Origin of the sequence: Catenibacterium sp. GCM10023432 (assembly GCF_042651925.1) — a bacterium.
Taxonomy (GTDB): Bacteria; Bacillota_I; Bacilli_A; order Erysipelotrichales; family Coprobacillaceae; genus Catenibacterium; species Catenibacterium mitsuoka.
On sequence record NZ_JBHSEB010000024.1, the window covers coordinates 23,765 to 48,043 of the forward strand.

Annotated in this window: 14 protein-coding genes; 8 read left to right on the forward strand and 6 right to left on the reverse strand. The window is 31.3% G+C overall.

Annotation, left to right across the window (positions count from 1 at the left end; genetic code table 11):
* Window positions 1–244: 244 nt before the first annotated feature.
* From ACFOZZ_RS03875 to ACFOZZ_RS03885, 3 genes are all read left to right on the forward strand, one after another.
* Window positions 245–5,299, forward strand: a complete 5,055-nt coding sequence (locus ACFOZZ_RS03875; RefSeq protein WP_376814751.1) for an InlB B-repeat-containing protein — start codon at window positions 245–247, stop codon at window positions 5,297–5,299.
* Between the two features lie 103 nt (window positions 5,300–5,402).
* Window positions 5,403–5,798 carry a tetratricopeptide repeat protein gene (locus ACFOZZ_RS03880; protein WP_376814752.1) on the forward strand — a complete coding sequence of 132 codons (396 nt, stop codon included), beginning with the start codon at window positions 5,403–5,405 and terminating at the stop codon, window positions 5,796–5,798.
* 174 nt (window positions 5,799–5,972) lie between these two features.
* A complete protein-coding gene (locus tag ACFOZZ_RS03885) occupies window positions 5,973–6,752 on the forward strand; it encodes an ATP-grasp domain-containing protein (protein WP_278860530.1) in 780 nt (259 codons plus the stop codon).
* 365 nt (window positions 6,753–7,117) lie between these two features.
* On the opposite strand, the gene ACFOZZ_RS03890 is transcribed toward ACFOZZ_RS03885, so the two are convergent.
* From ACFOZZ_RS03890 to ACFOZZ_RS03900, 3 genes are all read right to left on the reverse strand, one after another.
* On the reverse strand, window positions 7,118–8,323 hold the full coding sequence (locus tag ACFOZZ_RS03890; protein WP_278860531.1) for an ATP-binding protein: 1,206 nt from the start codon (window positions 8,321–8,323) through the stop codon (window positions 7,118–7,120).
* 179 nt (window positions 8,324–8,502) lie between these two features.
* Window positions 8,503–9,060 (reverse strand): hypothetical protein, encoded by a 558-nt coding sequence (locus tag ACFOZZ_RS03895; protein WP_376814753.1) that lies wholly within the window; start codon window positions 9,058–9,060, stop codon window positions 8,503–8,505.
* Window positions 9,050–10,939, reverse strand: coding sequence for a hypothetical protein (locus tag ACFOZZ_RS03900; protein ID WP_376814754.1), 1,890 nt, complete (start codon window positions 10,937–10,939; stop codon window positions 9,050–9,052). The genes ACFOZZ_RS03895 and ACFOZZ_RS03900 overlap by 11 nt, the downstream gene beginning before the upstream one ends.
* Before the next feature lie 252 nt (window positions 10,940–11,191).
* Here ACFOZZ_RS03900 and ACFOZZ_RS03905 point away from each other — a divergent pair, with 252 nt between their 5' ends.
* The 4 genes from ACFOZZ_RS03905 to ACFOZZ_RS03920 all read left to right on the forward strand — a co-directional run bounded on the left by ACFOZZ_RS03905 (window position 11,192) and on the right by ACFOZZ_RS03920 (window position 20,282).
* A complete protein-coding gene (locus ACFOZZ_RS03905) occupies window positions 11,192–12,532 on the forward strand; it encodes a glycoside hydrolase family 1 protein (protein WP_055233812.1) in 1,341 nt (446 codons plus the stop codon).
* A 15-nt stretch (window positions 12,533–12,547) separates the two neighbouring features.
* On the forward strand, window positions 12,548–13,561 hold the full coding sequence (locus tag ACFOZZ_RS03910) for a LacI family DNA-binding transcriptional regulator (RefSeq protein ID WP_278860535.1): 1,014 nt from the start codon (window positions 12,548–12,550) through the stop codon (window positions 13,559–13,561).
* An 86-nt stretch (window positions 13,562–13,647) separates the two neighbouring features.
* On the forward strand, window positions 13,648–19,266 hold the full coding sequence (locus tag ACFOZZ_RS03915; RefSeq protein ID WP_376814755.1) for a discoidin domain-containing protein: 5,619 nt from the start codon (window positions 13,648–13,650) through the stop codon (window positions 19,264–19,266).
* A 398-nt stretch (window positions 19,267–19,664) separates the two neighbouring features.
* A complete protein-coding gene (locus tag ACFOZZ_RS03920; protein ID WP_376814756.1) occupies window positions 19,665–20,282 on the forward strand; it encodes a carbohydrate kinase family protein in 618 nt (205 codons plus the stop codon).
* A gap of 120 nt (window positions 20,283–20,402) precedes the next feature.
* On the opposite strand, the gene ACFOZZ_RS03925 is transcribed toward ACFOZZ_RS03920, so the two are convergent.
* Entirely contained in the window at window positions 20,403–21,653 is a 1,251-nt protein-coding gene (locus tag ACFOZZ_RS03925; RefSeq protein WP_376814757.1) for an IS110 family transposase, read from the reverse strand.
* Window positions 21,654–22,147: 494 nt separating this feature from the next.
* On the opposite strand from ACFOZZ_RS03925, the gene ACFOZZ_RS03930 reads away from it, so the two are divergent.
* The gene (locus ACFOZZ_RS03930) at window positions 22,148–23,137 is read left to right on the forward strand and encodes a type II toxin-antitoxin system antitoxin SocA domain-containing protein (RefSeq protein WP_376814758.1); all 990 of its coding nucleotides are present in this window, start codon (window positions 22,148–22,150) and stop codon (window positions 23,135–23,137) included.
* A 41-nt stretch (window positions 23,138–23,178) separates the two neighbouring features.
* Here ACFOZZ_RS03930 and ACFOZZ_RS03935 read toward each other — a convergent pair whose 3' ends face one another.
* Window positions 23,179–23,565, reverse strand: coding sequence for an HIRAN domain-containing protein (locus ACFOZZ_RS03935; protein ID WP_279068532.1), 387 nt, complete (start codon window positions 23,563–23,565; stop codon window positions 23,179–23,181).
* 12 nt (window positions 23,566–23,577) lie between these two features.
* Window positions 23,578–24,249: a hypothetical protein gene (locus tag ACFOZZ_RS03940; protein ID WP_376814759.1), complete on the reverse strand. Its 672-nt coding sequence runs from the start codon at window positions 24,247–24,249 to the stop codon at window positions 23,578–23,580.
* Window positions 24,250–24,279 lie beyond the last annotated feature (30 nt).

Consider the following 24,279-nt stretch of genomic DNA (forward strand, 5'->3'; position numbering starts at 1 on the left):
AATGATTTCTTTCTCAACCTAATAATAGATAAACTTATGTAAGAATTATCTATAAGTATAAAACAAGACAATTAATTAAAAAAATACTTGAATAAGTATATTGTAAGTGCTATCATTTCACCGTGTGAAAAACGTATAGGATTGTTACTATTGAATTAGGCAAGACCAAAGTAAACCTTCTTTTTTAGAGGGGTACTTTGGTCTTTTTTGTTGGTCCTATATAGATAAGAAAGGAAAAGGGATAATGAACAAAAAACAAGGTGTTATTGGATTAGTTGCAACTGTCATGATTGCGAATGCTGCATTTGTTGATGTAAGACCAGTCTATGCTGTAGAAAACTTAAATCTTGCTAAAGGATGTACTGTTAATGCAAGTAGTTATGAAGTAGATTCTACATCACCAAGTAAAGCAGTAGATGGTGATATTAAGACTCGCTGGGGAACTGCACAGAATAAGGCAGATAATGAATGGATTGAAATTAATCTAGGTGGAGAAAAGACAGTACGTCAGATTAATATCAATTTCGAAAGAACGGATGATGCACAGAATATTCTAGGCTATAAGATTGAACTAGAAGAAAACGGACAATATAAAGAAGTATATAGAAAGACTACTAAAGCTAAACAAGCTGAAATCATTCAGTTAGATAAAGATCATCAAGCCACTAAAGTAAAGGTAACTGTACTTTCTGCAGATGCAGGTACAATCAACTGGAAAAATGTCGGAATCAATGAAATTGAAGTCTATAGTAGAATCATTGAAAAAGCAGATGCTACGCCTAATAAGAACCATATGGCAAATGCTACAGTCACTGCATCAAGTAGTGAAGCTAATACACTTAGTCCAGATAAAGTAAAAGATGGAAGCACAGAAAAAGCGAACCGCTGGGCAAGTGATTATGAAAATCCAACTACTAATATCTGGTTAAATACTAAATTTGATGGATTGACTCTCGTTAAGGAACTTAAGATTCATTTCTTTGAAAGAGATGTAGCACCAATGCCATCTAACGTAAAGAGTTTTGATATCAAATACAAAGATAAAGATGGTGTAGAAAAACTTGCAAAGAGCTTTACTAATACCAAAAAGGGTGACGGTTATAATAACGAAGTTGTTGTTAAGTTCAATGACCCTATTGAAGCAAAAGAATTAAAACTATGTAACTTTGTTGCTGAAGCAGCATCATGGAATAACGTAAGTATTGCTGAAATGGAAGTTTATTCTAATGAACAAACAGCACAGACTGCTACTCTAAACTCTGTTGTCTCTTCTATTGAATCTCAGAGTAAGACAATTGAAGCAAGTGTGAATACATTAGATATGCCAGCTGTACCAGAAGGATTTACTGTAAGAATCAATGGTGCAGACCTTGAACAGATCATTGGTGATGATGGTAAGATTGTCCATCCATTAGTTGATAAGAATGTAAAAGTCTCTTATGTAGTTACAGAAACTTCTACAGGAAAAGAAAAGAAGACTGCAGATGTTGACTATGTTGTAAAAGGTATTAATGAACAAGTGATAGGTAAGAATGCGAAACCTACTGTTATTCCAGAAATCCAGGAATGGCATTCAAACTCAACAGAACAGATTTCTGTTAACGCATTAAAGACAGTAACTTATACCGATGATAAGTTAAAAACTGTTGTAGATGAATTTGTACGTGATTATAAAGATTTCACAGGTATTAACCTTACAGTGAAAAAAGGTGCTTCTCAGGCTAATGCATTCAACTTTGAATTAAAAGCACCAGATACTCTTCTAGGTGATGAAGGATATACAATGGATATCCAGAAAGATCGTATCAATGTTGCTTCTGTTCATACAACAGGTAACATGTATGGTATGCAGACAATCCTTCAGATGTATAAAGAAGACAATGAAGGCTATAAGATTGGTAAAATGCGTGACTATCCTCGTTTCAAGACACGTGGATTCTTATTCGATGTAGCACGTAAACCAGTTTCATTAGATATGATGAAGGAAGTTGCAAGAACAATGCGTTACTATAAGATGAATGACTTCCAGGCTCATTTATCTGATAACTATATCTTCTTAGAACAGTATGGTAAAGGTGATAATGAAAATGAAGCATTTAAAGCCTATGAAGCATTCCGTCTAGAATCAGGATTATCTAACGATAGAGGTGAAACACCTACTGCAAAAGACTATTCTATTTCTAAAAAGGACTTCAGAGAATTCATCCAGGGTGAAAGAGCCCTTGGTATGAAGGTAGTACCTGAAATTGATGTTCCTGCGCATGCGACTTCATTTACTAAAGTATGGCCAGAATTGATGGTTCAGAATAAGGTATCACCATTAAACAGTAATAGACCACTTATTGACCATCTTGATGTCTCTAAGAAAGAAACAAAAGATAAGATCAAAGAAATCTTTGATGATTATACAAAAGGTGCTAATCCAGTATTTGATGGAGAAACAACTGTACATATTGGTGCAGATGAATTCTTATCAAACTATACAGCATATCGTGGATTCGTTAATGATTTAGTTCCTCACCTAAAAGAAACAAATACAGTACGTATGTGGGGTGGCTTAACTTGGATCAAAGATAATCCAGTGACTCAGATTAAGAGAGAAGCTATTGATAATGTAGAAATGAACCTTTGGTCAGCTGACTGGGCAGATGGTATTGAAATGTATGATATGGGATATAAGCTTATTAATACAATTGATGACTTTGGTTATATGGTTCCAAATGGAAACAAAGGACGTGCCAATGCTTATGGTGACTTATTAAACGTAAATAGAATCTTCAATCAGTTTGAAGCAAATAAAGTAAGGGTCAGAGGTGGTTCTTATAAGTATGTTCCTGCTGGTGATGATCAGATGTTAGGTGCTGCATTCGCATTATGGAGTGATAACATCGATAAGAGCGCATCAGGTTTAAGTGAATCTGATCTATACTGGCGTTTCTTTGATGCATTACCATTCTATGCAGAAAAGACATGGGCTGCGACTGGTAAGGAAAAAGGCAGTGCAGATGCGCTCGCAAAACTCGCTCAGGATAAGGGAACAGGACCTAATACAAACCCTTATTACAAAGAAAATAAAAAAGGTGAAAACTATGAAAGCTATGATTTCAATAATGGCTTAAAAGATAGTTCTGAAAACAAACGTGACCTTAAAGAAGGAAAGAATACTGAAATCAAGGATAATGCATTAGTATTAAATGATGGCGTAAGTTATGTCACTTCTCCAATTAAGAAGCTTGGAAATGGAAACAAGTTATCATTTGATATTAAGTTAAAGAAACCAGCTAAACCAGGAGATATCCTATTTGAATCAGATGCTGACTATGGAACACATGATATCAGAATCATGGAAGATGGTAAGTTAGGATTTACAAGAGAACTTTATAATTACTATTTTGATTATGAATTACCTGTAGGTAAGACAGTCAATATCACAATCACTACAGCTCAGCAGAAGACAGGTCTTTATGTTAATGGTGAATATGTATGTGATGCAAAAGGTAAATTCATTCATAATGATATTGTAAAGAAAGAAAACATCACACATGCAACTTTCGCATTACCATTAGAAAGAATCGGTTCTAAGACAGAAACAGTTTCTGCAGTTATTGATAACGTAGTAGTTACTGAAAAAGCACCAGAAGTAGATCTTTACAACAAAGCAGCTTGGACAGGAAAAGCAGAATCAGAAACACCAACAGCTCACGGTGGTCAGAATGAAGGTATTATCGGTATGGCATTTGATAATAAAGCTTCTACAATCTGGCATTCAGACTGGTCACAGGCTACAAAAGATAAGGTTCCTACTACATCAGGTGGAGCAGGAAGCGGTAAGGGTGCTGATGGAAGTATCTGGACTGAAATCAAGTTTGATAAAGCATATGAAATCAACCAGGTATCATTTACACCACGTCAGGACTCTAACAGTGGTCAGGTGACTAAAGCATCACTTTATATCCAGACTGAAAAGGATGGAGAATGGGTAGAAGTAGCAAAAGATCAGACATTTGCAGCTAACAAGTCAGAAAAAGTATTTACTTTTGATAAACAGAATGTTTATGGATTCAAGTTTGTTGCAAGTCAGTCAAATGATGGATGGGTTGCTATTTCTGAATTCAATATTGCGAATAAAGAAGTAACTAATAACACTTATACTGTTTATGTAGAAGCAGAAAAAGGTGGAAAAGTAAGTGGTGGTCAGGAAGTTGCAGCAGGTAAATCTGTGACTGTTACTGCAACACCTCATAGAGGATATGTATTTAAGGGATGGTATCGTCCTAACGGTGAAAAAGTATCTGATAAAGCAGAATACGCATTCAATGTATTGGGTAATACATCTTTAATTGCGAAGTTTGAAAGATCTGCTGAAGCAGATGTTAAGATTACAAGTATTCAGAAGTTAGATGATTTGACTGTTCTACAGGGCACTTCATTTGATAAGTTAAATCTACCAGAAAAGATTACTGTTACATTTGGAAACAACGAAACAGAAGAAGTAGATGTTACTTGGAATAAGAATGCTTATAATGCAGATGAATGCAAGACATATATATTAGAAGGTACATTCACATTACCAGAAGGTTTAGTAAATCCAGATGGATTAAAGGCTACAATCAAGGTCACTGTTGAAAAAGCACCCGCTAAGACATATGCAGTTATTGTAGAAACTGATAAGAACATGGGAACTGTTTCTATGGATAAATCAGATGGTACTTATGAAGAAGGTAAAAAAGCGACATTAACAGCTTCAGCTCATGAAGGTTATGAATTTGTAAACTGGACAGATGCAGATGGAAAAGTAGTAAGTACTTCTAACCCATATACATTTGAAGTAAACGCAAATACTACACTTAAAGCAAACTTTAAGAAAGTAGAAGTAACACCAACAGCACCTTCATCAAAAGATATCTTAGATGCAATCATTGCTGGTAATAAAGTACCATCAGTGATTAAGAAGGGCGAAAAAGAACTTGTTCTTCCTAAGGTTCCAGAAGGTTACAACATCAAGATTACTCAGGTAAGTCCTGAAGGTATCATCGCATTAGATGGTAAAGTCACTATGCCTAAGAAGGATACAGATGTTCTTGTTACAATTTCAGTAACAGATGCAGAAGGAAAATCATTCTCAGCAGACTTCATCGTAAAAGTAGAAGGATTAAATGAATCTGATAAGGAAACTCCAAAAGATCCAACTGATGATAAGAAACCTGCTAAGACAGGCGATGTGACATCAATTGCAGGCTGGATTTCTATGATGACAATTGCAGGTGCAATGTTACTTAAGAGAAAAAGAAGATCTTAAAATTCTACCTTTTGAGAGATAGCATGAAAAAATGCTATCTCTTTTTTAGTTGTTGCTATTCTTTCTCTTCGTCCTTTACAATATGAACTATGGAGGTCTCATTATGATTAAGGCAGATACACTATTAAAAATGATCCAAGATGCAATCAATTCTAATAATTATGCTCTTGCAGTACAGTTGACCCAACAACTCTATGCTTTCTACAAAGAGACTCTAGGAGAAAATCATTCAGATACATTAAATACATTAGATGATTTATCTAATTATTGTGATGAATTAGGGGACTACAATCAAGCCATACAGTGTGGTCTACAGGTATATGAAATTTCAAAACAAGTACTTGGCTTGCATCACCAAGACACATTGGCAAGATTAAACAATCTTGCTGCTTATTATGCTCATTTTGGAGAGCATCATCAAGCTATAGGATTATTTCTAAGGGCTTATAATACTGAAAAAGAAATACTCGGAAAATATCATTCATATACTTTACAATAATTTATCTTAACCCCTAATTAAAGGTGTCATAGAAGTCTAACTCAATACATAATAATAAAATATAGAGTATAATAAATGTGAGATGGAGTTTCAGGCTTGCCATATTCTCTTGATTATGAAACGTATTATAAAATACTCTATAAATATTTGAACAATAAGAAGTAGGTGAAACATATGAAGGTTTACGTAAAATGTAAAAAGAATTCTAATTCTGGATTAGTTATTGGGAAAAGTGAAACATTTACAAAAGCGATATATGGCTTTAGTGAATTAGGCTGTGAAATTATACCCTATGAAGTATTAGATGATATATACGATGTCGTTACAAAAGAAGATATAGTAGTTGATTATATTTATCAATGTGAAGAAATATTTAGAAAGTTTGGGTATGATGATGTTCATGTTGATGATTATCCTGAATGCTTAAAGAAGTATTTAGGACGAAAGATTTGGTATGATACGATTGATTCTATTTCTTCTCATGTGGAAAAATGGTCTGCTGGATGGTTTGTTAAACCGGTTAAGTCAAAAGTATTTACAGGAAAAGTTATAAAGAGTATCAAAGATTTAGTTGGATGTGGTAATTGTGAAGAAAACTATGAAGTCATATGCAGTGAAGCAATAGATATTAGAAGAGAATGGCGATGTTTTATTTATTATGATGAAATTTATGATATAAAGCCATATAAAGGGGATTATCATTATACATATGATCCACATGTCATTGATCAGATTATGAAGGATTTTAGAACATGGGAAGAAAGACCAGCAGCCTGCATTATTGATATTGGTGTGACAAGTGATCATAAAACAATAGTAGTAGAATGCAATGATGCTTATTCATCTGGTGATTATGGACTAGAAGACTTCAAATATGCCAGATTTATATCTGCAAGATGGGCTCAGATTTTTGAGCGAGAAGATCCATTCGATTTCAGAAAGTATCAGCCTTGATATTAAGCAATAGATAATAAAAATATAAATAGTGAAAAAACGTTGAATAAATACATCTGCTTATAGAGATACACTTCTATACAATAAAGATTATCATTGGATAAGCTTATTTTAATTACTATAAAGGGGTTGCAACGAATAGACAGTACTTACTAGTACCTTGAACGTTACAGCTCTTTTTTTATATTTGATCTAAGAAGGCTATCTACTATTTAATGTGAGATCCCATTTCAAGGACATTAAATAATAAGGCGCTTAAAACTGATTAGATATAAAGATCTCAATATGATTTAATCGATATTTTCAGCTACACCATATAATTTGGCGCCTAAAAAATAGGCTGTCGCAAACCTCGTTGCTATAGCCTATTCTTCTAATAACCAATCAATTATATTGATCACTTTGATACCTTCATAGTTTCCTAGCGTATATCTATCTAAAGTAAGGATGACTTTTTCATAATTATCCTTAATTTGTTTTAAAGGACGAATTTCTCTATTGAATGTATTTTCGTCTACAAGTGATGCAGTGACTTGTATATAAGTATATACATCATTTCTTTTTGCGATAAAATCGACTTCTGTACGACCATTTCGTCCGATATTCACATTATATCTTCTTCTCAGTAGTTCTAGATAAACGATATTTTCAATTGTGAATCCTAAATCATAGAATTGCTTTGGAAGAATATAATTACGAATTCCTGGATCTACAATATAATATTTCTTATTCGACTTTAAGACTTCTTTACCTGAAACATCCATGACTTCTACTGGGTAATAAAGATAAGATTCACATAATGCTTCAACATAATTACTGATAGTATTAGGAGAAGTCGTTCTTTCGTTAGATTTGAAATAATTAGTAATACTACGTATAGAAACAGGACTTCCAACAACACTTGATAAATATTTGGATATAGCTTTAAGTAACGCAATATCAGTTACACTCTTTGAATTTTTTCTATTAATTCTTTCTTCAATATCCTTTACAATCACAGTATTGTAGATTCCTTCTAGATACATATCAATTTGTTCATTTAGTAATTGTATTTGATGGATATAAGGAAAACCACCTGTTTTTATATATTTTTGAAAAGCCTCTTCTTTATTTGTTTGTGGATTATAGACTTCTTTAAATGATAAAGGGAGAACAGGTATTTCAATATATCGACCACTTAAATAAGTAGCTAACTGACCAGAAAATATATACGAATTAGAACCTGTAATGTAGATATCTATATTCTCTTTTACGTGAAGGCTATCTACAACCTTTTCATAAGAAGGAACATTCTGTATTTCATCTAGAAAAATATACATCATCTTATTCTCTACTAATCTATCTTTAATGTATTGGTAGAGTTTTTTATAATCCTGTAGATCTTCATACTCAAGTTCTTCAAAGTTAATAGAAATAATTTGTGATGGATCAATCCCATTATTTAACAAATATTCTTGATACAATTTTAAAATTGTACTTTTTCCACAACGTCTAATTCCGGTAAGTACTTTTATAATACTTTGATCTTTCCAGGATAATAACTGTTTTAAGTATTCTTTTCTTTCAATCATTTTGTTCACCTCTATTCTGATTAGATTATATCATATTATCTTAATTAATTCAATTTATGTTCAAATATGAGAACACTGATGTGCAAATATGCAATAGTGTTCAAATTTAAGAACACTCATGTAAGAATATTCACTGGTGTTCAATTTTGAGAACACAATAAAAGGGCAGCTGCCTGCCCTTAATTATTCTTGATATAGATTGTTATTTGATCATTTTCATGAATATTCTCTATCATATAAGAATACCTATTTGTCTGTGTATCAAAATCAATATATTCTGCAATCACTTCTTTATCATTGACCTCTACAATAAAGTTAAGTTCTTCTGGAGATAAGATATTCAATGCATTCATTTCAGGATAATACTCTAAATAAATAGTATGATCATCCGTATCATTACTTCCTCTAGATCCACAAAGCGACAATTGATTTAACTGTAGTGAGGCATCCATATTATTCTTGATATCTTTAATGTTGTTTAATCCATCAATCACAAAAGAACCAATCATTTCTGTAAGTGATTCAATAATCTCAATACCCTTGAATTGTTCTCTCTTTTTATAATATTCTTCATTATAATTGTTCTTTCTAATAGACTCATTCACTAAAGCATGATAATAATCATTCTCTAGAATATCCTTTTTATGTTTCTCTAGAAACTCTCTTTCTTCAGGTGTTGGACAAAATGATTTTAAGTACTTAATATATGTTTTAACCATCTCTAAATCAGCGCTCATATGACTCATCACCTTTCTCATTAAGAATCTTATCCGTATTTCTACTTAATAGATCTTGGAATCCTCCCATCCAATCTTTCTTTTTATAATCATAGATGGTTGTACCATTCTTTGACAACATGATTGTATTAAAAGGATTCTCATTCATATAATCACAAATCAAATAAAGCTTCTCACATAAATCAAAATAGGATTCTAATATACTGCATAGAGAAGGCATTTTAAAGAATGATACAATCAAATCCTTATGTTCTTCTGTATAGTCCTTATAGAAGCCCATAATCAACAGATACCACTTCTTTGGTTCATCACATTCTATGTTGAAGTTGATATATTCTAGAAAGTTAGTAAAACCAATATCGTATTCTCTAAAATTCTTACTATCTATAAAACGGAAGAAAGTAAAATAAATATAACCTAATCTGATCAACTGCTTTCTTAACTGTTTTACAATCGTTTTTAATTGTTTCATATTTCTTGTTGTCATCTTATTAGAATCTGATATTGAAGCAGTCAGTTCCGCAACTCCTAATTCATTGAGTTCATTATTATAACTATTAATAATAGGAATCGTATACAACATTGAAAATTTTATAATTAATTCAGCTCTATTTAATCCTAAGACCTTTTCAAAAACTCCTGCAAGTTCACGGATAAACTCACAATTATACTTATCATACATCTTAGAACCAGGATCTAATCTCTTTAACTCAGGAAATTTGATATTAGAAGGTTCTTTACTATGTTTTTGTTTCATTGCTTTATTCTCTTCTTGATTTTTTTTATTTATTTTACATGCAAGCATATAAGAATAAAGAAATGCATTCAAAATATCCACCTTCTTAGGCTTATTCTCAATATCCTTGAATTCTTCCCAATCATACATAGTAGTAAAATAGTTGAACTTCTTAAAGAACTCAACAGAAATATTTTCTTCATCCACAACTATATCATTATTATAAAGTAAACTTTCACTTAACTTATAAGTATACAGTACACCCTTTAAGATATGATCGATTTCAGAACAGATATCATAGAATAAAGAAGCCTTATCCTTAGCAGTCATCTTATCATCACTTTTAAATACAGCATAACCATTATATTGTTTCTTACGTAATAAAGAGTCTTGATCAAGGATATACTTGTCATCTTTCTGCTGATCTAACATATTATTGATTCTATTATGATATTCATTGAATACACTATAATATTCTGCTGTTTTGTACTTTCTACAGAACATATTGGATACATCAATATCATAAAAGTAAGGACAATCAGCAAACATATCATTATCTTTTTTCAAACTTAACATACGATCAAGAGGCACTCTATTTAATTTATAGATAATATTTTTTCTTAAGAACTCTTGATAACTGAGTTCATTGACTCGATTATTCATATCAATAGGAGAATAGACCTTATCTGGATCTAATATTACATCTACTTCCTTTTCGTAGTCACGTTGTCTTTCAATAGACTTCTCTTCATCAAAAACTTTTATACGAGTAGTAAGTTTACGTTTCTTATTGAAGAAAATATAATCAGTACGATCATTTATTTCTTTTAAAAAATCTCTATTAGAATTCACTTTAGAAAAACAATCTTCAGAGATTACTTCTACTTTATAATTCTTATATAACTTGTCTAACTCTGATTTAGTACATTTCACAAACTTTGGTGATATGCTATTTCTTAAATAAATAAGATTGGTGAGTAATTCTATCACTTTTACTTCCTCTTCACCTTCGATTTTGTCAGATAAAAAAAGAAGACTATTCTTGATATCTTCCAAAGCCGTCTTTATATCTTTACCATCTAAACAATAAGGCTTGATATCATTTTCTATAGGTCCATCATTTCTTAGTAGTATTGGATACATATACGGCACCCCCTGTTAATATTATAGTACAAATAAAGGGAAAATAAGAGAGGTAAGTAGATATGAATCTATTGATTTAGTTATTAAAGAATACCATAGAATTAAAAGAGAAAGTTCACAGTATGAATGTCCTGATGAAGAAGATGAAGGTATACCATTTCCATAGTTTTTCTTTTCAAGCGTTAGTTCCTTGAAATTCAAGTATATCCTTAATAGAATGAAATAAGAATATACATAAAGGAGCTAATAAAGATGCTAAGAAAAGATTTCTTATGGGGTGGTGCTGTCACTGCACATCAAAGTGAAGGTGGATATACTGAAGGAGGAAAAGTTCCTGCAGTATGTGACTTAACAGTCACTGGTAAGTTTTCAGACTTTAAGAATGGTATTGATGCATATCATAGATACAAGGAAGACTTTGACTTATATAAAGAGTTAGGCTTTAACGCATACCGTTTCTCTTTAGACTGGTCTAGACTTATGAGTGATGAAAATACGTATAATGAAGAAGGTTTTGCCTTCTATGATGAATTCATAGATGAATTACTAAGGAGAGATATAGAACCTATTCCTACGCTTTATCACTTTGAAATGCCTGTGTTCTTATATGAGAAATACAATGGTTTTGAAAGTAGAAAGGTTGTTGATCTATTTGTAGAATTATGCAAGAAAATCGTAGATCGTTATTGTCATAAAGTAAAATATTGGATTATCTTTAATGAACAGAATGGAATACTACAGAAAGGACCAAAGATGTTCTTTGGTGCTGTATGTCCTGAAGGAGAAAACCCTATTACTCTAGATCATCAAATTATGCATAATACATTAATCGCGCATAGTTTGATTAACGAATACATTCATCAAAAAGGAGGCTATGTTTTAGGTATGGCGACTATTGTACAAAGCTATCCTGAAACATGTCATCCATTAGATACATTAGAATCTATGAAAGCCCAGAGCGAAGCATTTGTATTCCTAGATGTCTTTGCGAGAGGACATTATAACAGTTACTTTCTAGCAAATATGAAAAAAGAAGGGACTATGCCAGTTATAGAAGAAGGGGACTTTGAAATACTTGAAAAGGGTAAAACAGATGCTCTTGCAATAAGTTATTATATGTCTACTATTAGTCATTATGGTGAAGATAGTTTGACTAATGTGGAAGATGTAGTCATTAAGAAGAACCCTTACTTAGAAATGTCTGAATTTGGCTGGACAATAGATCCTATTGGATTACGTATCACTCTAAGACAACTCTATGATAGATATGAAATGCCTATCTATATTGTAGAAAATGGTTATGGATATGATGATCAATTAGTAGATGGTGTTATTAATGATGATTATCGTATTGATTATATGAGAAAACATATTGAAGAGATGAAGAAAGCTGTAGAAGAAGGTGTAGATTGTAGAGGATACTTATCTTGGGGTCCTATTGATATATTAAGCAGTCGTGCACAGATGAAGAAGAGATATGGTTTTGTTTATGTGAATAGAGATAATGATGACTTAAAGGATATGAAAAGAATTAAGAAGAAGTCATTTGAATGGTATAAGAATGTAATAAGTAGTAATGGGGAAGTGTTGTAAACAAGGGGTGAGAACATGAAAGTGACTATGAAAGATATAGCGAAAGAATTGGATATCTCTATTAATGCTGTATCGATTGCATTAAATGATAAGCCAGGTGTAAGTGAATCAATGCGTCTAAAAATATTAAGAACAGCTGATAAAATGGGATATATTAATGAAAAACATCATTATCTTTCAGTCTTTTCTAAATCTAATATTTGTATTCTTATGCAGAGCTATTATGCAAATACAGGACATTTTTATTCTATTGTCTTACGTTCAATCGTTGAACGTGCTAAAGAATTAGGTTATATCTCTATTTTGAATTATTTTGAAGATAACCAATTTGAATTTCCGAATTGTATTATAGATAGAAAAGTAGCTGGTATTTTAGTGGTTGGTAAAATATCGGATCAGAATTTAAATCAGTTGAAAAATACAGGTATTCCTGTAGTTCTTGTGGATTATACATCACTAGGAGATACATGTGATTGTGTTTTAACTCACAATAAACAGGGAGGGTATTTAATCACTCAATATGTTCTTGATAAAGGATATAAAAGAGTTGGATTTTTTGGAGATTTAGAATACTCTTTAAGCTTTTCTGATCGTTTTATGGGATATAAACAAGCTTTAGTAAATAGAAGTATTGCATCTGATATAGAATCATATATAAATCAATACTCCATCCTACATGAAACAGAGAAATATGTATTAGAAAACGATGTTAATAGCATTGTATCATTACTTAAAAAAAGTGAATTACCTGAAGTTTTTGTATGTGCTAATGATTCTAATGCATTTATATTGTTGAATGCTTTGACCTTAATGAATATAAAAGTACCAGATCAAATAGCTATTACTGGCTTTGATGATACACCCCTATGTGATAAAACAATCCCTAAACTTACTACTGTTCAAGTACAAAAAGAATTAATGGGAGAAATTGCGGTCAATAAACTTATAGATCGTATTCATCGTGAAAACGATGTTCAAATGACTCAATTATTATCTACTAAAATAATTGAAAGAGATTCGGTAAAATAATAATTATTCAAGTTAATCCAAATTGAAATTAAAGTATAGGAATGGCATTCTATAATTAGAAAGCGATTACAAAAGGAGGGTTAATGATGAATAAAGTAGTAAAAATAATGATTTCTTTGTTTGTTGTATTCACAATGTCACTATCAAATGTACAAGTGACATTTGGATTAACATCTAATGAAGAAATAAGTATGATCAAAGGAAGGCTAAAGGAACATTTCTTATCTTTAGATACTATTGATGATGGTTCTAAAGTTGAAACATGTTATGTTTCAAAAGCAGTCGATTATCTAAAACTTATAAAAGAAGATGGTTCTTTTGATGATGTTAATTATAAGGCAAATAATAATGCTGCAAATGGAGCAGCATGGTCTCCTTATCTAGCATTAGATCGTCTTCAAGCTATTTCTATAGCTTATAGTAAAGAAGGTAATGCTTTATATAAAAAGCAGGAAGTAGTAAATAAACTAGAGAAAGCTATTAAGTATTGGGCTGAACAAAATCCTCGTTCAACAAACTGGTGGGAAAATCAAGTAGGCGTACAGCTTCGTTTTTCTAGAATGGCTCTATTTCTAGAAGATGTTGTAGATGAAGATACAGAAAATATCATGTTAAAGAAGCTTTTAGAAAAAGTACCAGTTAAATATGGAACAGGTCAAAATAATCTATGGTTTGATCAAAACTATCTTTATTATTATTTGTTGACAGAAGATTCTGAACATTTACATGATATGATCAATAATTATCTGAGTTATTGTTTAGTTACACAGAAGGATGATAAAACATCTGAAGCTGTACAAGTAGACAACAGTTTTTATATGCATGGTAAACAGTTTTATTCAAATGGCTATGGAATGTCTATGTTTAGAGATATGAGTTTCTGGATTTATATGTTGAGAGATACTTCATTTTCATTAGGAAAAGATGTTATTAATCGTATGGCTGATTATATGATTAATGGAACAAGCTGGACAATTAGAGGAGATATTCAAGAATTATATTTAGGTTATCGTGAATATAAATATTCAGTTGGTTATAAGAATTATGCAGCTGAGTATATTGAGCCATTAAAAAGAATGATTGCTTCTGATAAAACACACGCTAAAGAGTATCAAGACATTTTGAATAATATTGAAAACCCACAGATCACAAATGGTAAAAATGGAAACTACTATATGTGGAGATCAGGTTATGCCTCTCATATGAGAAATGATTATGGTGTTAATATAAAAATGGATTCCAATGAAATCATTGGAGGAGAATGGAGAGGAAGCTGGCCTAATGGAAATAAAGGTCAACTTATCTATTGGACTTCATCAGCAACATCTACTATTACTGTTGATGGTGATGAATATGCTACTGTTTATCCAACTTATGATTGGGCACATTGTCCTGGAACAACAACTGCTGCAAGATTAGTACAGGATTATTCTAATTCAGGACGTTTTACTAATGGAACAAGTCATACTATCGGTGTATCGAATGGACAGTATGGCGCTTGTGCTTATGCAATGGATAAAAAAGGAACTCAAGTAAAGAAAGGATATTTCTTCTTTGATGATGAAATTGTAGCACTAGGTTCAGGCATTACATCTAGTGAATCAGTTGAAATCCATACAACACTTAATCAGGCAAAAGCTGATAATGTTTTAGTGGATGGAGATGTGATCTCTCAAGATACTACTAAAACTATTAAAAATAGTAAATGGATTTACAATAATAAAGTTGGATATGTTTTCCCAAATGAAACATCAGTAACTGTTTCTAATGCATATCAGAAAGACAATCCTTCTTTGTGGGCAGAAGAAAAGAAAGCTTCTACTCCAAGAACATTTAAGGCATATATTAATCATGGAATAAAGCCTAGTAATCAGTCATATTCTTATATTATTTTGCCAAATAAGACAAGTAAGAAGGTTTCAGAATATGCTGATAATAATACTATAACTATTGTTGCGAATAATGAAAATATTCAAGCGGTTAGAAATGAAAATCTTAAACAGACACAAATCAATTTTTACAAAGCAGGGACATTAGAATATAAAACAGGATATAAAGTAACGGTTGATCAGCCTTGTAGTTTAATTATTGATGAATCTGAAAATCAAAGAAAAATCACTCTTGCAACATCAGAAAGCCAAAGTAATACTACTATTCAAGTTAAACTTGATTATGGTCAAACTACTACAAAAACTGATTTTATTACGCCATCAGCACCTTATACAGGTTCATCTATGACGTTAAATGAAGATGATAGTAATTTGTACAATGCTAGTTCATCCTTATCACCACATGATGTCAAATCAGCTTTTGATAATGATATGAGTACTTATTGGCAGAGTAAGTCTAATGATGAAGAATGGATCAGCTTTTATGCTGGTAATAGTTATATTTCAGAATTAAATATCAAATGGGGAGATCATTATGCTTCAGATTTTGATATATATACATCTAAAGATGGTAAAACATATACTTATTTAAAATCAGTGAATCAAAATGTGAATGATTATACTGTCAGCATCGGTGGCATATACCCTTATATAAAGATAGTAATGAAGAAAACTAAGGGGTCTTATTATCAAATTAAAGAAATAAGCTGTAAAAGTCAGGATGCATTAACATATAAGAAACCTGTTGAAGTAAGTTCTCAATACAATGATGAATTAAAGAAAGAGAATGCTGTTGATAGCAATACAAATACACGATGGGGTTCAAAGAGAGATAGTAATGATAACTGGATTATTGTAGATTTACAGAAAAATTGTTCAATTAAGGCTTTAAATATTTTATGGGAAGCTGCATGTTCAGATGAATATAGTATTGAGATTTCTTTAGATAAGAAAAACTGGACTACTATAAAAGATAAATTAAAATCAAATCAATCATTATATGATCAATATTTATTTGATGATAATGCTTATGGTCGTTATTTAAAGATACATTCTACAAAAACTAGAATTGTTAATGGAAAGAATTATGGAATTAGTATATATGAACTTGTTGCGTATGGTGATGAAGAACAAGAAGATACGAATTATAGTAATATCGCATTAAACAAATCAGTAGAAACAAGTTCACAATATAATGATGAATTAAAGAAAGAAAATGCTGTTGACGGTGATATAAAAACACGTTGGGGATCAATTAGAAACAGTGATGATAATTGGATTATTATTGATTTAGAACAGTATTCAAAAATTAATAAGATTCAAATTGATTGGGAAAATGCCTGCTCTGATGATTATACAATAGAAGTATCTGCTGATAAGAAAACTTGGCAGGTTGTTACTGAAACAAAAACAAATGCATCATTAAGTGATATTCATACATATGATTCATATATTTATGGTCGATATCTTAAAATTCATTCTTATAAAACACGACGTGTGAATAATAAGAATTATGGTATCGGTATTAATGAAGTGGCAGTATATGGTGATAAATCATCAGTAGTTAATGAAAATCAAAACATTGCATTAAATAAACCTTCGTATTCATCTAGTATTTATAAGAGTCAATATGGTTCTGAAAAAGCATTTGATGGAAGCTTAGATAAAACATCAGGTAAAGAATCAAGATGGGTTTCTCAAAGAAGAAAAGATAATTATGGTAAATATGTTGATTATCAATGGATTTATGTAGATTTACAGAATTATTATGATATTTCAAAAATAGTTTTAAATTGGGAAGCAGCATGTGCTAAAAGTTATAAAATCCAGATTTCTTCAAATGGAAAAAACTGGAAGGATATTACTTCAGTAAGTGATGGAAAAGGTGGAAAAAGAGAATTTGACTATACTGACCAAACAGTAGCTAGATATGTAAGAGTAGAATGCCTAGAACCTTCTACTGTTTATGGTTATTCATTATGGGAATTTGAAGTATATGGTAATAGAGTGAAACAGCCAAAGACTACAAATTTAGCACTAAATAAGAAGTCTAGTGCATCTAGTTCATATAAAGCACAATATGATTCTTCCAAGGCATTTGATGGAAGTGAAGATGCAACTTCAGGAAAGGAATCTCGTTGGGTTTCTTTAAGACAGAAAGACAATAAGGAAGATGCCTCAAACCAATGGATTTCTGTTGATCTTGGTGATTATTACAATGTTAATGAGATAAAGTTGAATTGGGAAGGAACTGGAGCAGAGGAATATAAGTTACAGGTTTCTTTAGATGGAGAAACATGGACTGATATTACACATGCACAACATTCTAATGGTGGTATTGAAACATATAATTATAATGGCGTAACAGCTAGATATGTGAAAATGCAGGGAATTAAACCTAACAGTATTTATGGGTATTCATTATGGGAATTTGAAGTATATGGAGATTCACTTGATAAATGTGAACTAACAAATCTATATTATATGAATGTCAATATGGATACTTCTATTTATACACCTGAAACAAAGGAAAGATTCAATCGAGCATTGAATAATACCTACAAGGTGATCAATGAAAATGTTGATTCTTCTACGATATTAGAAACAAAACAAGAGTTTCTAGATAGTATTAATAATTTGAAATTATTAGCTAATTTTGATTATTTGGGTAGTTTAATTAAAGAATGTAAAAATCTTGATGAATCAGTATATGCACCTGCTACTTTTGAAACATTGAAAGATAAGTTACAAGAAGCTGAAATGATCTACAATGATAAAAATAGTAGTCAGGAAAAGATTGATTCTATTTGTGAGGAACTTATTGAAGCAAAAGATAAATTGATTTTCAAGAGCGATAAAACAGATTTAATTGCATTGGTTGATGAAGTGAATAAGCTTGATCGTTCATTGTATATAGATGTTTGTGTAGAGAAATTAGACATTTATTTGAATAAAGCACAAGAAGTAATAAATGATGAAAATGCGAATGAAGGATCTGTCTTAGAAGCATATGAGAATTTGTCTGATGCAAAAGATCTTCTTGTGACTAAAGAATCTTATGAACATCTACAAGAATTGATTACAAAGGCGTTAGACATTGATGAATCTAAATATACAGAAGAATCAATTAAATTACTTACAGACAAGAGAAAGCAAGCTGAAGAAGCTTATAAAGAATCTGTTCCTCAAAATGATAAGGTACAAAAGGCAATATTAGAATTAGAAGCAGCTTTAAATGCTTTAGAAAAGAAGATTGATTACTCTCAGTTAATGGTTATTATTGGTAAAGCTGAATCTATTGATCAAACAAAATATACTGCTTCATCATTGTTGAGAGTGAATAATGAAGTACTTAAAGCGAAAGCACTCATAGATACAGCTGATGTTACTCAAGAAGAAATTGATGAAATGGTTAATACCTTATCAGAGGCTATTGATCATCTTGTTTTAAAAGCAGATAAGACAAAACTTGAAGAGTTGATTTCAAAAATTGATGCTTTAGACATGAGTAAGTATGAAAATACAGATTCTTTAATTACAGTATTAAATCAAAGTAAAGAAGTATTAAAGAATGAAGAAGCTACACAAAGTGAAGTGGATCAAGCTTATGAAATGTTGAATGCTTCATATAAACAGCTTAAACTTAAGTCTGATAATATTGAAATAGCAGAAATACCAACTCAGCATACAAATAAGACTGATAAAAATGAACAGATTAAGACGGGTGATACTACTTATATTAATATGATTGGATGGTCTTTATTGATTATGATGAGTTGCTTAGGAATATTCTTTATAAGAAAGAGAGTATATTAAAAATAAATAATATAGAGAAGATGGCTGCAAAATAGCGCCATCTTTTTTTAAAACGGCAAATGCGTTAATAAATTGAGAAAATTAGCTATATAGAGCTGATTCTCCAAGATAAAAACAGGAAATCTGTTTTTATTTTAGGAATGCTGCGAAATAGTAGAGTACTACTCTTTTGTTCAAAAATACTCGCCAAAAAATGTAGTTGACTATTTATTTGAAAATAGCCTATAATACATACAGGAACAAAAACATCTTGTTTTATGTGATGCAGCGCCTGCGTTGCGTCACTTTTTTTATTTTAGTTGATCTCATAGTACATAAACTATGAGATTTATATTTATACCTTAAACTTGGCATATGGATTGCAATATATATAAGTGAATAAACAATGGAGGTATTCTATGTATGATGTAACAGCAACAGGTGAACTCTTAATAGACTTCACTAGAAATGGTTTAAGTGAACAGAATAACCGTATTTATGAAGCCAATCCAGGAGGCGCACCTTGTAATGTACTTGCTATGCTTGGAAAATTAGGTTATAAAACCGCATTTATTGGAAAAGTAGGAAATGATGAGTTTGGAAAACTATTAAAGAATACAATCTCAGAACAAAAGATTGATTCTATAGGTCTTGTAATGGATTCAGATGCAAAAACAACACTTGCTTTTGTAGATAATGATGAAACAGGAGACCGCAGCTTCTCTATTTATAGAAAGCCAGGCGCAGATATGATGCTTAGGGAAGACGTAGTGAATTATGAATTAATTGATAACTGCCGTACCTTCCACTTTGGTTCTTTATCTATGATGGATGAACTAGTCAGATTCTCTACTTATGCGATGATTGATTATGACAAAAAGAAGAATAAGATCATTTCTTTTGACCCTAATCTAAAACCACCTTTATGTGAAAGTGAAGATCTTGCAGCGAGACAGATCTGGTATGGTATTGAACAATGCGACATTTTAAAGACTGCGGATAACGAGATTGAGTGGTTTACAGGTACGAATGATTAAGATATAGTAATTGAAATCATTAGAGAAAGAAGTGTGAAACAAAAATCAATCAAAACGTATAAAAAAAGACAAACTTAAAAACAAGTTTGAATAATTTAGAAAAAATAGAATAATTGAATATTATGGTTTAGTTAATTTGGAAACGTCAAAGCCTGATTTCTTAAGAAACTCAATTGCTGATTCTTCTGTTAAAACTTGTTGCTTTATAGGTGGCTTAGGATTTCTAAATGATTCATAATCTGAAGGATTAAATGTCTCTCCAGTAAGAATCATATGGTATATACTGACAAGCATCATTCTTGCAATTGCGATAATGGCTTTCTTGTGGCCTCGTCTCTTTTTGATACGAGAATACTTAATTCCAAAATAGCCCTCCTTATCTTTGATTGCTCCAAGAGCGCACTGAACTAATAAAGGTTTTAAATATTGACCTGCTTTAGAAATACGAACTGATTTTTTCTTATTAGCACTTTCGTTGTTTGCAGGTGCTAATCCAGCCCAACAGGTTAGTTGTTTATCTGATTCGAATTGTTTCATATCTACTCCGATTTCTGAAATAATAAGGATTGCAGATAAAGTGCTGATACCTGGTAGTTGGGTGATGTGCATGAATTGATCGAACATTGGTGCTGCACGTTTCATCATTTCGATTTCACAGTTATTAATATGGACTTGTAATTCTTCCATATGAGTCATTGATTCATTCATTTTAAACCTTTGATCAGTTTCGATATTGCAGTGTTTAATGGAATCTAGAATCTTATCTTTATTTTTACACGATCCATGGATGCATTTCAAAATTTTCTCATCTTCAATGATATCTGACTCAAGTACTTCTTTCATGATTGCTTGTGCAGACTTTCCAAACGGATCTGAAAATACAGAACCAATACCGATATTGGAAACTGTCATACAGTTTTGATATCGATTACGTTCAGAGGAACGCATTCCAACCAATCTATAGCGATAGCGAGATATTTCTCGTAAAGCTCTTATTTCTTTGGGCGGTATAAAAGAAAATTTGATTAGATCATGTTTAAATAAATCACAGATCCATTTTGAATCTTTCTTGTCAGTCTTCTTCCCTTTAATTGCTTTGACATATTTTGGATGAGTTAAGTAAATATTGATTTCATCTTCCAAGATGTTGAAAATTGGAATCCAATATTTACCAGTAGATTCCATGCATGCATCAAAGCATTTGTGATTAATGAGCCACTGCTTAAGATTCAGTAAATCAGGGTTTAAAGTTGAAAACGTTTCTTGGATGTATTCGGTAATACGAGTTTTCTTATTAGTAATACCGATTGTAGCCACAATGATATTCTTGTGAACATCCATGCCACAGCAGATTGGTCTAACAATCTTCATAAAAAAAATCTCTCCTTTCATTGAAAGAAGAGAAGTGGCATTGACTGCTATCTAAGCTAATCACTCAGTTGATTGTACAATCATAAGTGTCCTGGCTCTAAGTCCAACTTATTTGTGCTTGAAAAGATAGCGGCGACTTATAAACATTCAGGATATTCTATTTGAGTAAAATTGCCTACTCACCCCTACGTGCTCTGTAGTATACCACCTCTCTTTGATTATACTATTATATCGAGAGGCACACTAGAGTTTTGGTGGATTTGAGTTTGGTTATATATTTGTGTCCGCGCAACGAAGGCGCGGGGAAATGGAGGAAAACATGATAAATTTGCTTCAGAATAATAAGCCACTATTTTTTTAATGTTATCATCCTACTATATCTAAGATAACAGTTGTTAGTTACTCTTAGTATCTTTTTTGATGATTTTCTATTATACTCATAGTATAATAATGATACGAAATAATAAAAATCATATCATAAAGGAGATAAGAACATGAAGCACACTTATTGTACAAATTGCAGAAAAGAAACAACTTATACATTGAAGAAACAGGAAATCAGAAAAGTTATTAAAGATAAGGAATATACTTTCTTGATTACTGTTGCAGTATGTAATGAATGTGGTGAAGAAATATCTCTACCTGGTTTACTAGATTTAAATGTTAAAGAAATAGATTCACAATATAGAGAAAAGGAAAATCTAATTACTATCGAAAATATTAACAGATTATTAAAGATATATGATATTGGGAAAGGACCACTCGCATTAGTTCTTGGTTTTGGTGAAGTGACTATTAAAAGATTTCTAGATGGGCAGGTGCCTTCTCTTGAGTATTCCAATATCATGAAAAAAGCTTTACTTTCTCCTGATTATTTTGATAAGAAATTACAGGAAAATAAAAATAAGATTACTCCAGCTTCTTATAAGAAATCACAAGAAGCAGTGAGTAATCTACAAGAATTATTTGTATTATCAGATAAGATGAGACAGGTTATCGCATATTTATTTAAAGGATTAAATGAAGTTACACCATTGATGCTGCAAAAACTTCTTTATTTAATTCAGGGAACCTCTTATGCCTTATATGATCATCCTATGTTTATAGAACATTCACAGGCATGGGTTCATGGCCCTGTCTATCCTGATGTTTATCATTTATTCAAGCAGTTCAGTTTTAATCCTATTGATGATGATCGATTTGTACTCTTTGAAGAATTAGAGAATACATTAAGTGAAGAAGAATGTCATGTGATTGATTTAGTTATTCATACATATGGTCTCTATAGCACTAAAGTATTAGAAACAATCACTCATACACAGGATCCTTGGATATCAGCTAGAAAAGGCTATGAAGGAACTGTTCCTTCTCATGAACCTATTATAGAGGAAAATATAAGAAACTATTTCCATACATTAGATAGACAATATGACTTTTCTCATAGAGAAGGAATCGATCACTATATTCATGATATTATCATGTAATGACTATGTATCACTTATTATATTCTTTATTCTGTGAATAACTAGAAATCCATCATACAGATTTTAATAGAAACATGCCAATGACAATAATCAGCCTCATAACATGAGTATACTCTTGCGTGAAGTATCTTACCTGCATCCATTAGTCGAGTAAAAATACTATTATCCCTCTTAGGAATATACCCAAGCTTTTCACCATCTATTGTAAGCACCTTAATCGCATTACTATCATATTTATTATCTGCTTCTCTTTCTAATAGAAGAGGGTCATTCTTCTCTAGTTTCTTAAATACATCCTGGTTATCTACATAACGTGTTCCTGCAATATCAGTAAAAGACAAAAAGATTTCATTCATTAAAGGCATAACCACATTCTCTATCCCATTCATTTCTACTGCTTCTAAAATCACATCTTTCATATTATCCATAAATGCTTCCTCCTAACATGCATGCATAACTTTTTCATAACAGGAATATTGTTTATCTAAGTTATATTTATACAATCTGTATATCATGATTTTCTTTTCTAGATACTCTTTTGTTATTTTAGGATTTCTATTTTCAATAGACTCTATTTCTTTTTTGATTCTTTCTATTTGTGTTGTGAGATAGGTCATATCTAATTTTTTTCTAATGGATTGTTTTTCATAATCCACCAACATTTCTATATCTATTAAATCATTTAAATTATTATATCTATATGATTCAACTGCCCGCTCCCATAATGAATGTTGCGGATTAATTCTTTTAATGATTCTTTTGAATATCTTCTTTGCCTGCTTCATATCTTCATCACTTAGATGCTGTTTCACTATTTTCTTATGAGTTCTTAGTTCCTCTAACTCATGCATATAATCTTCTTTCACAGCATCCATATAGCCTTCTAACTCTTCCTTATATATCTTGATATGATGATTCTTACATCGCTGACAATAGGCAATTCTTTTCTTAAGGAAGATACACTCAACCATCAAACTATAATATTCTTTATATGAATCAGCATACATTTGATAATTATCTTTTTGATTCTCTTCAACTTGTTTCTTCAGTTCATCACGCTTAATGATTAAACTTCTATAAAGATTGATTAAGTAGTTTGTTGTAGTAGACATCTTTCTATCCTCCTTTACTATATCATACAA

Coding starts and splice junctions, on each gene's coding strand:
- ACFOZZ_RS03920 (WP_376814756.1), top strand. CDS start 19,665: ATGTATGATGTAACAGCAACAGGTGAACTCTTAATAGACTTCACTAGA.
- ACFOZZ_RS03915 (WP_376814755.1), top strand. CDS start 13,648: ATGAATAAAGTAGTAAAAATAATGATTTCTTTGTTTGTTGTATTCACA.
- ACFOZZ_RS03940 (WP_376814759.1), bottom strand. CDS start 24,249: ATGTCTACTACAACAAACTACTTAATCAATCTTTATAGAAGTTTAATC.
- ACFOZZ_RS03885 (WP_278860530.1), top strand. CDS start 5,973: ATGAAGGTTTACGTAAAATGTAAAAAGAATTCTAATTCTGGATTAGTT.
- ACFOZZ_RS03910 (WP_278860535.1), top strand. CDS start 12,548: ATGAAAGTGACTATGAAAGATATAGCGAAAGAATTGGATATCTCTATT.
- ACFOZZ_RS03895 (WP_376814753.1), bottom strand. CDS start 9,060: ATGAGCGCTGATTTAGAGATGGTTAAAACATATATTAAGTACTTAAAA.
- ACFOZZ_RS03930 (WP_376814758.1), top strand. CDS start 22,148: ATGAAGCACACTTATTGTACAAATTGCAGAAAAGAAACAACTTATACA.
- ACFOZZ_RS03905 (WP_055233812.1), top strand. CDS start 11,192: ATGCTAAGAAAAGATTTCTTATGGGGTGGTGCTGTCACTGCACATCAA.
- ACFOZZ_RS03925 (WP_376814757.1), bottom strand. CDS start 21,653: ATGAAGATTGTTAGACCAATCTGCTGTGGCATGGATGTTCACAAGAAT.
- ACFOZZ_RS03875 (WP_376814751.1), top strand. CDS start 245: ATGAACAAAAAACAAGGTGTTATTGGATTAGTTGCAACTGTCATGATT.
- ACFOZZ_RS03935 (WP_279068532.1), bottom strand. CDS start 23,565: ATGGATAATATGAAAGATGTGATTTTAGAAGCAGTAGAAATGAATGGG.
- ACFOZZ_RS03890 (WP_278860531.1), bottom strand. CDS start 8,323: ATGATTGAAAGAAAAGAATACTTAAAACAGTTATTATCCTGGAAAGAT.
- ACFOZZ_RS03900 (WP_376814754.1), bottom strand. CDS start 10,939: ATGTATCCAATACTACTAAGAAATGATGGACCTATAGAAAATGATATC.
- ACFOZZ_RS03880 (WP_376814752.1), top strand. CDS start 5,403: ATGATTAAGGCAGATACACTATTAAAAATGATCCAAGATGCAATCAAT.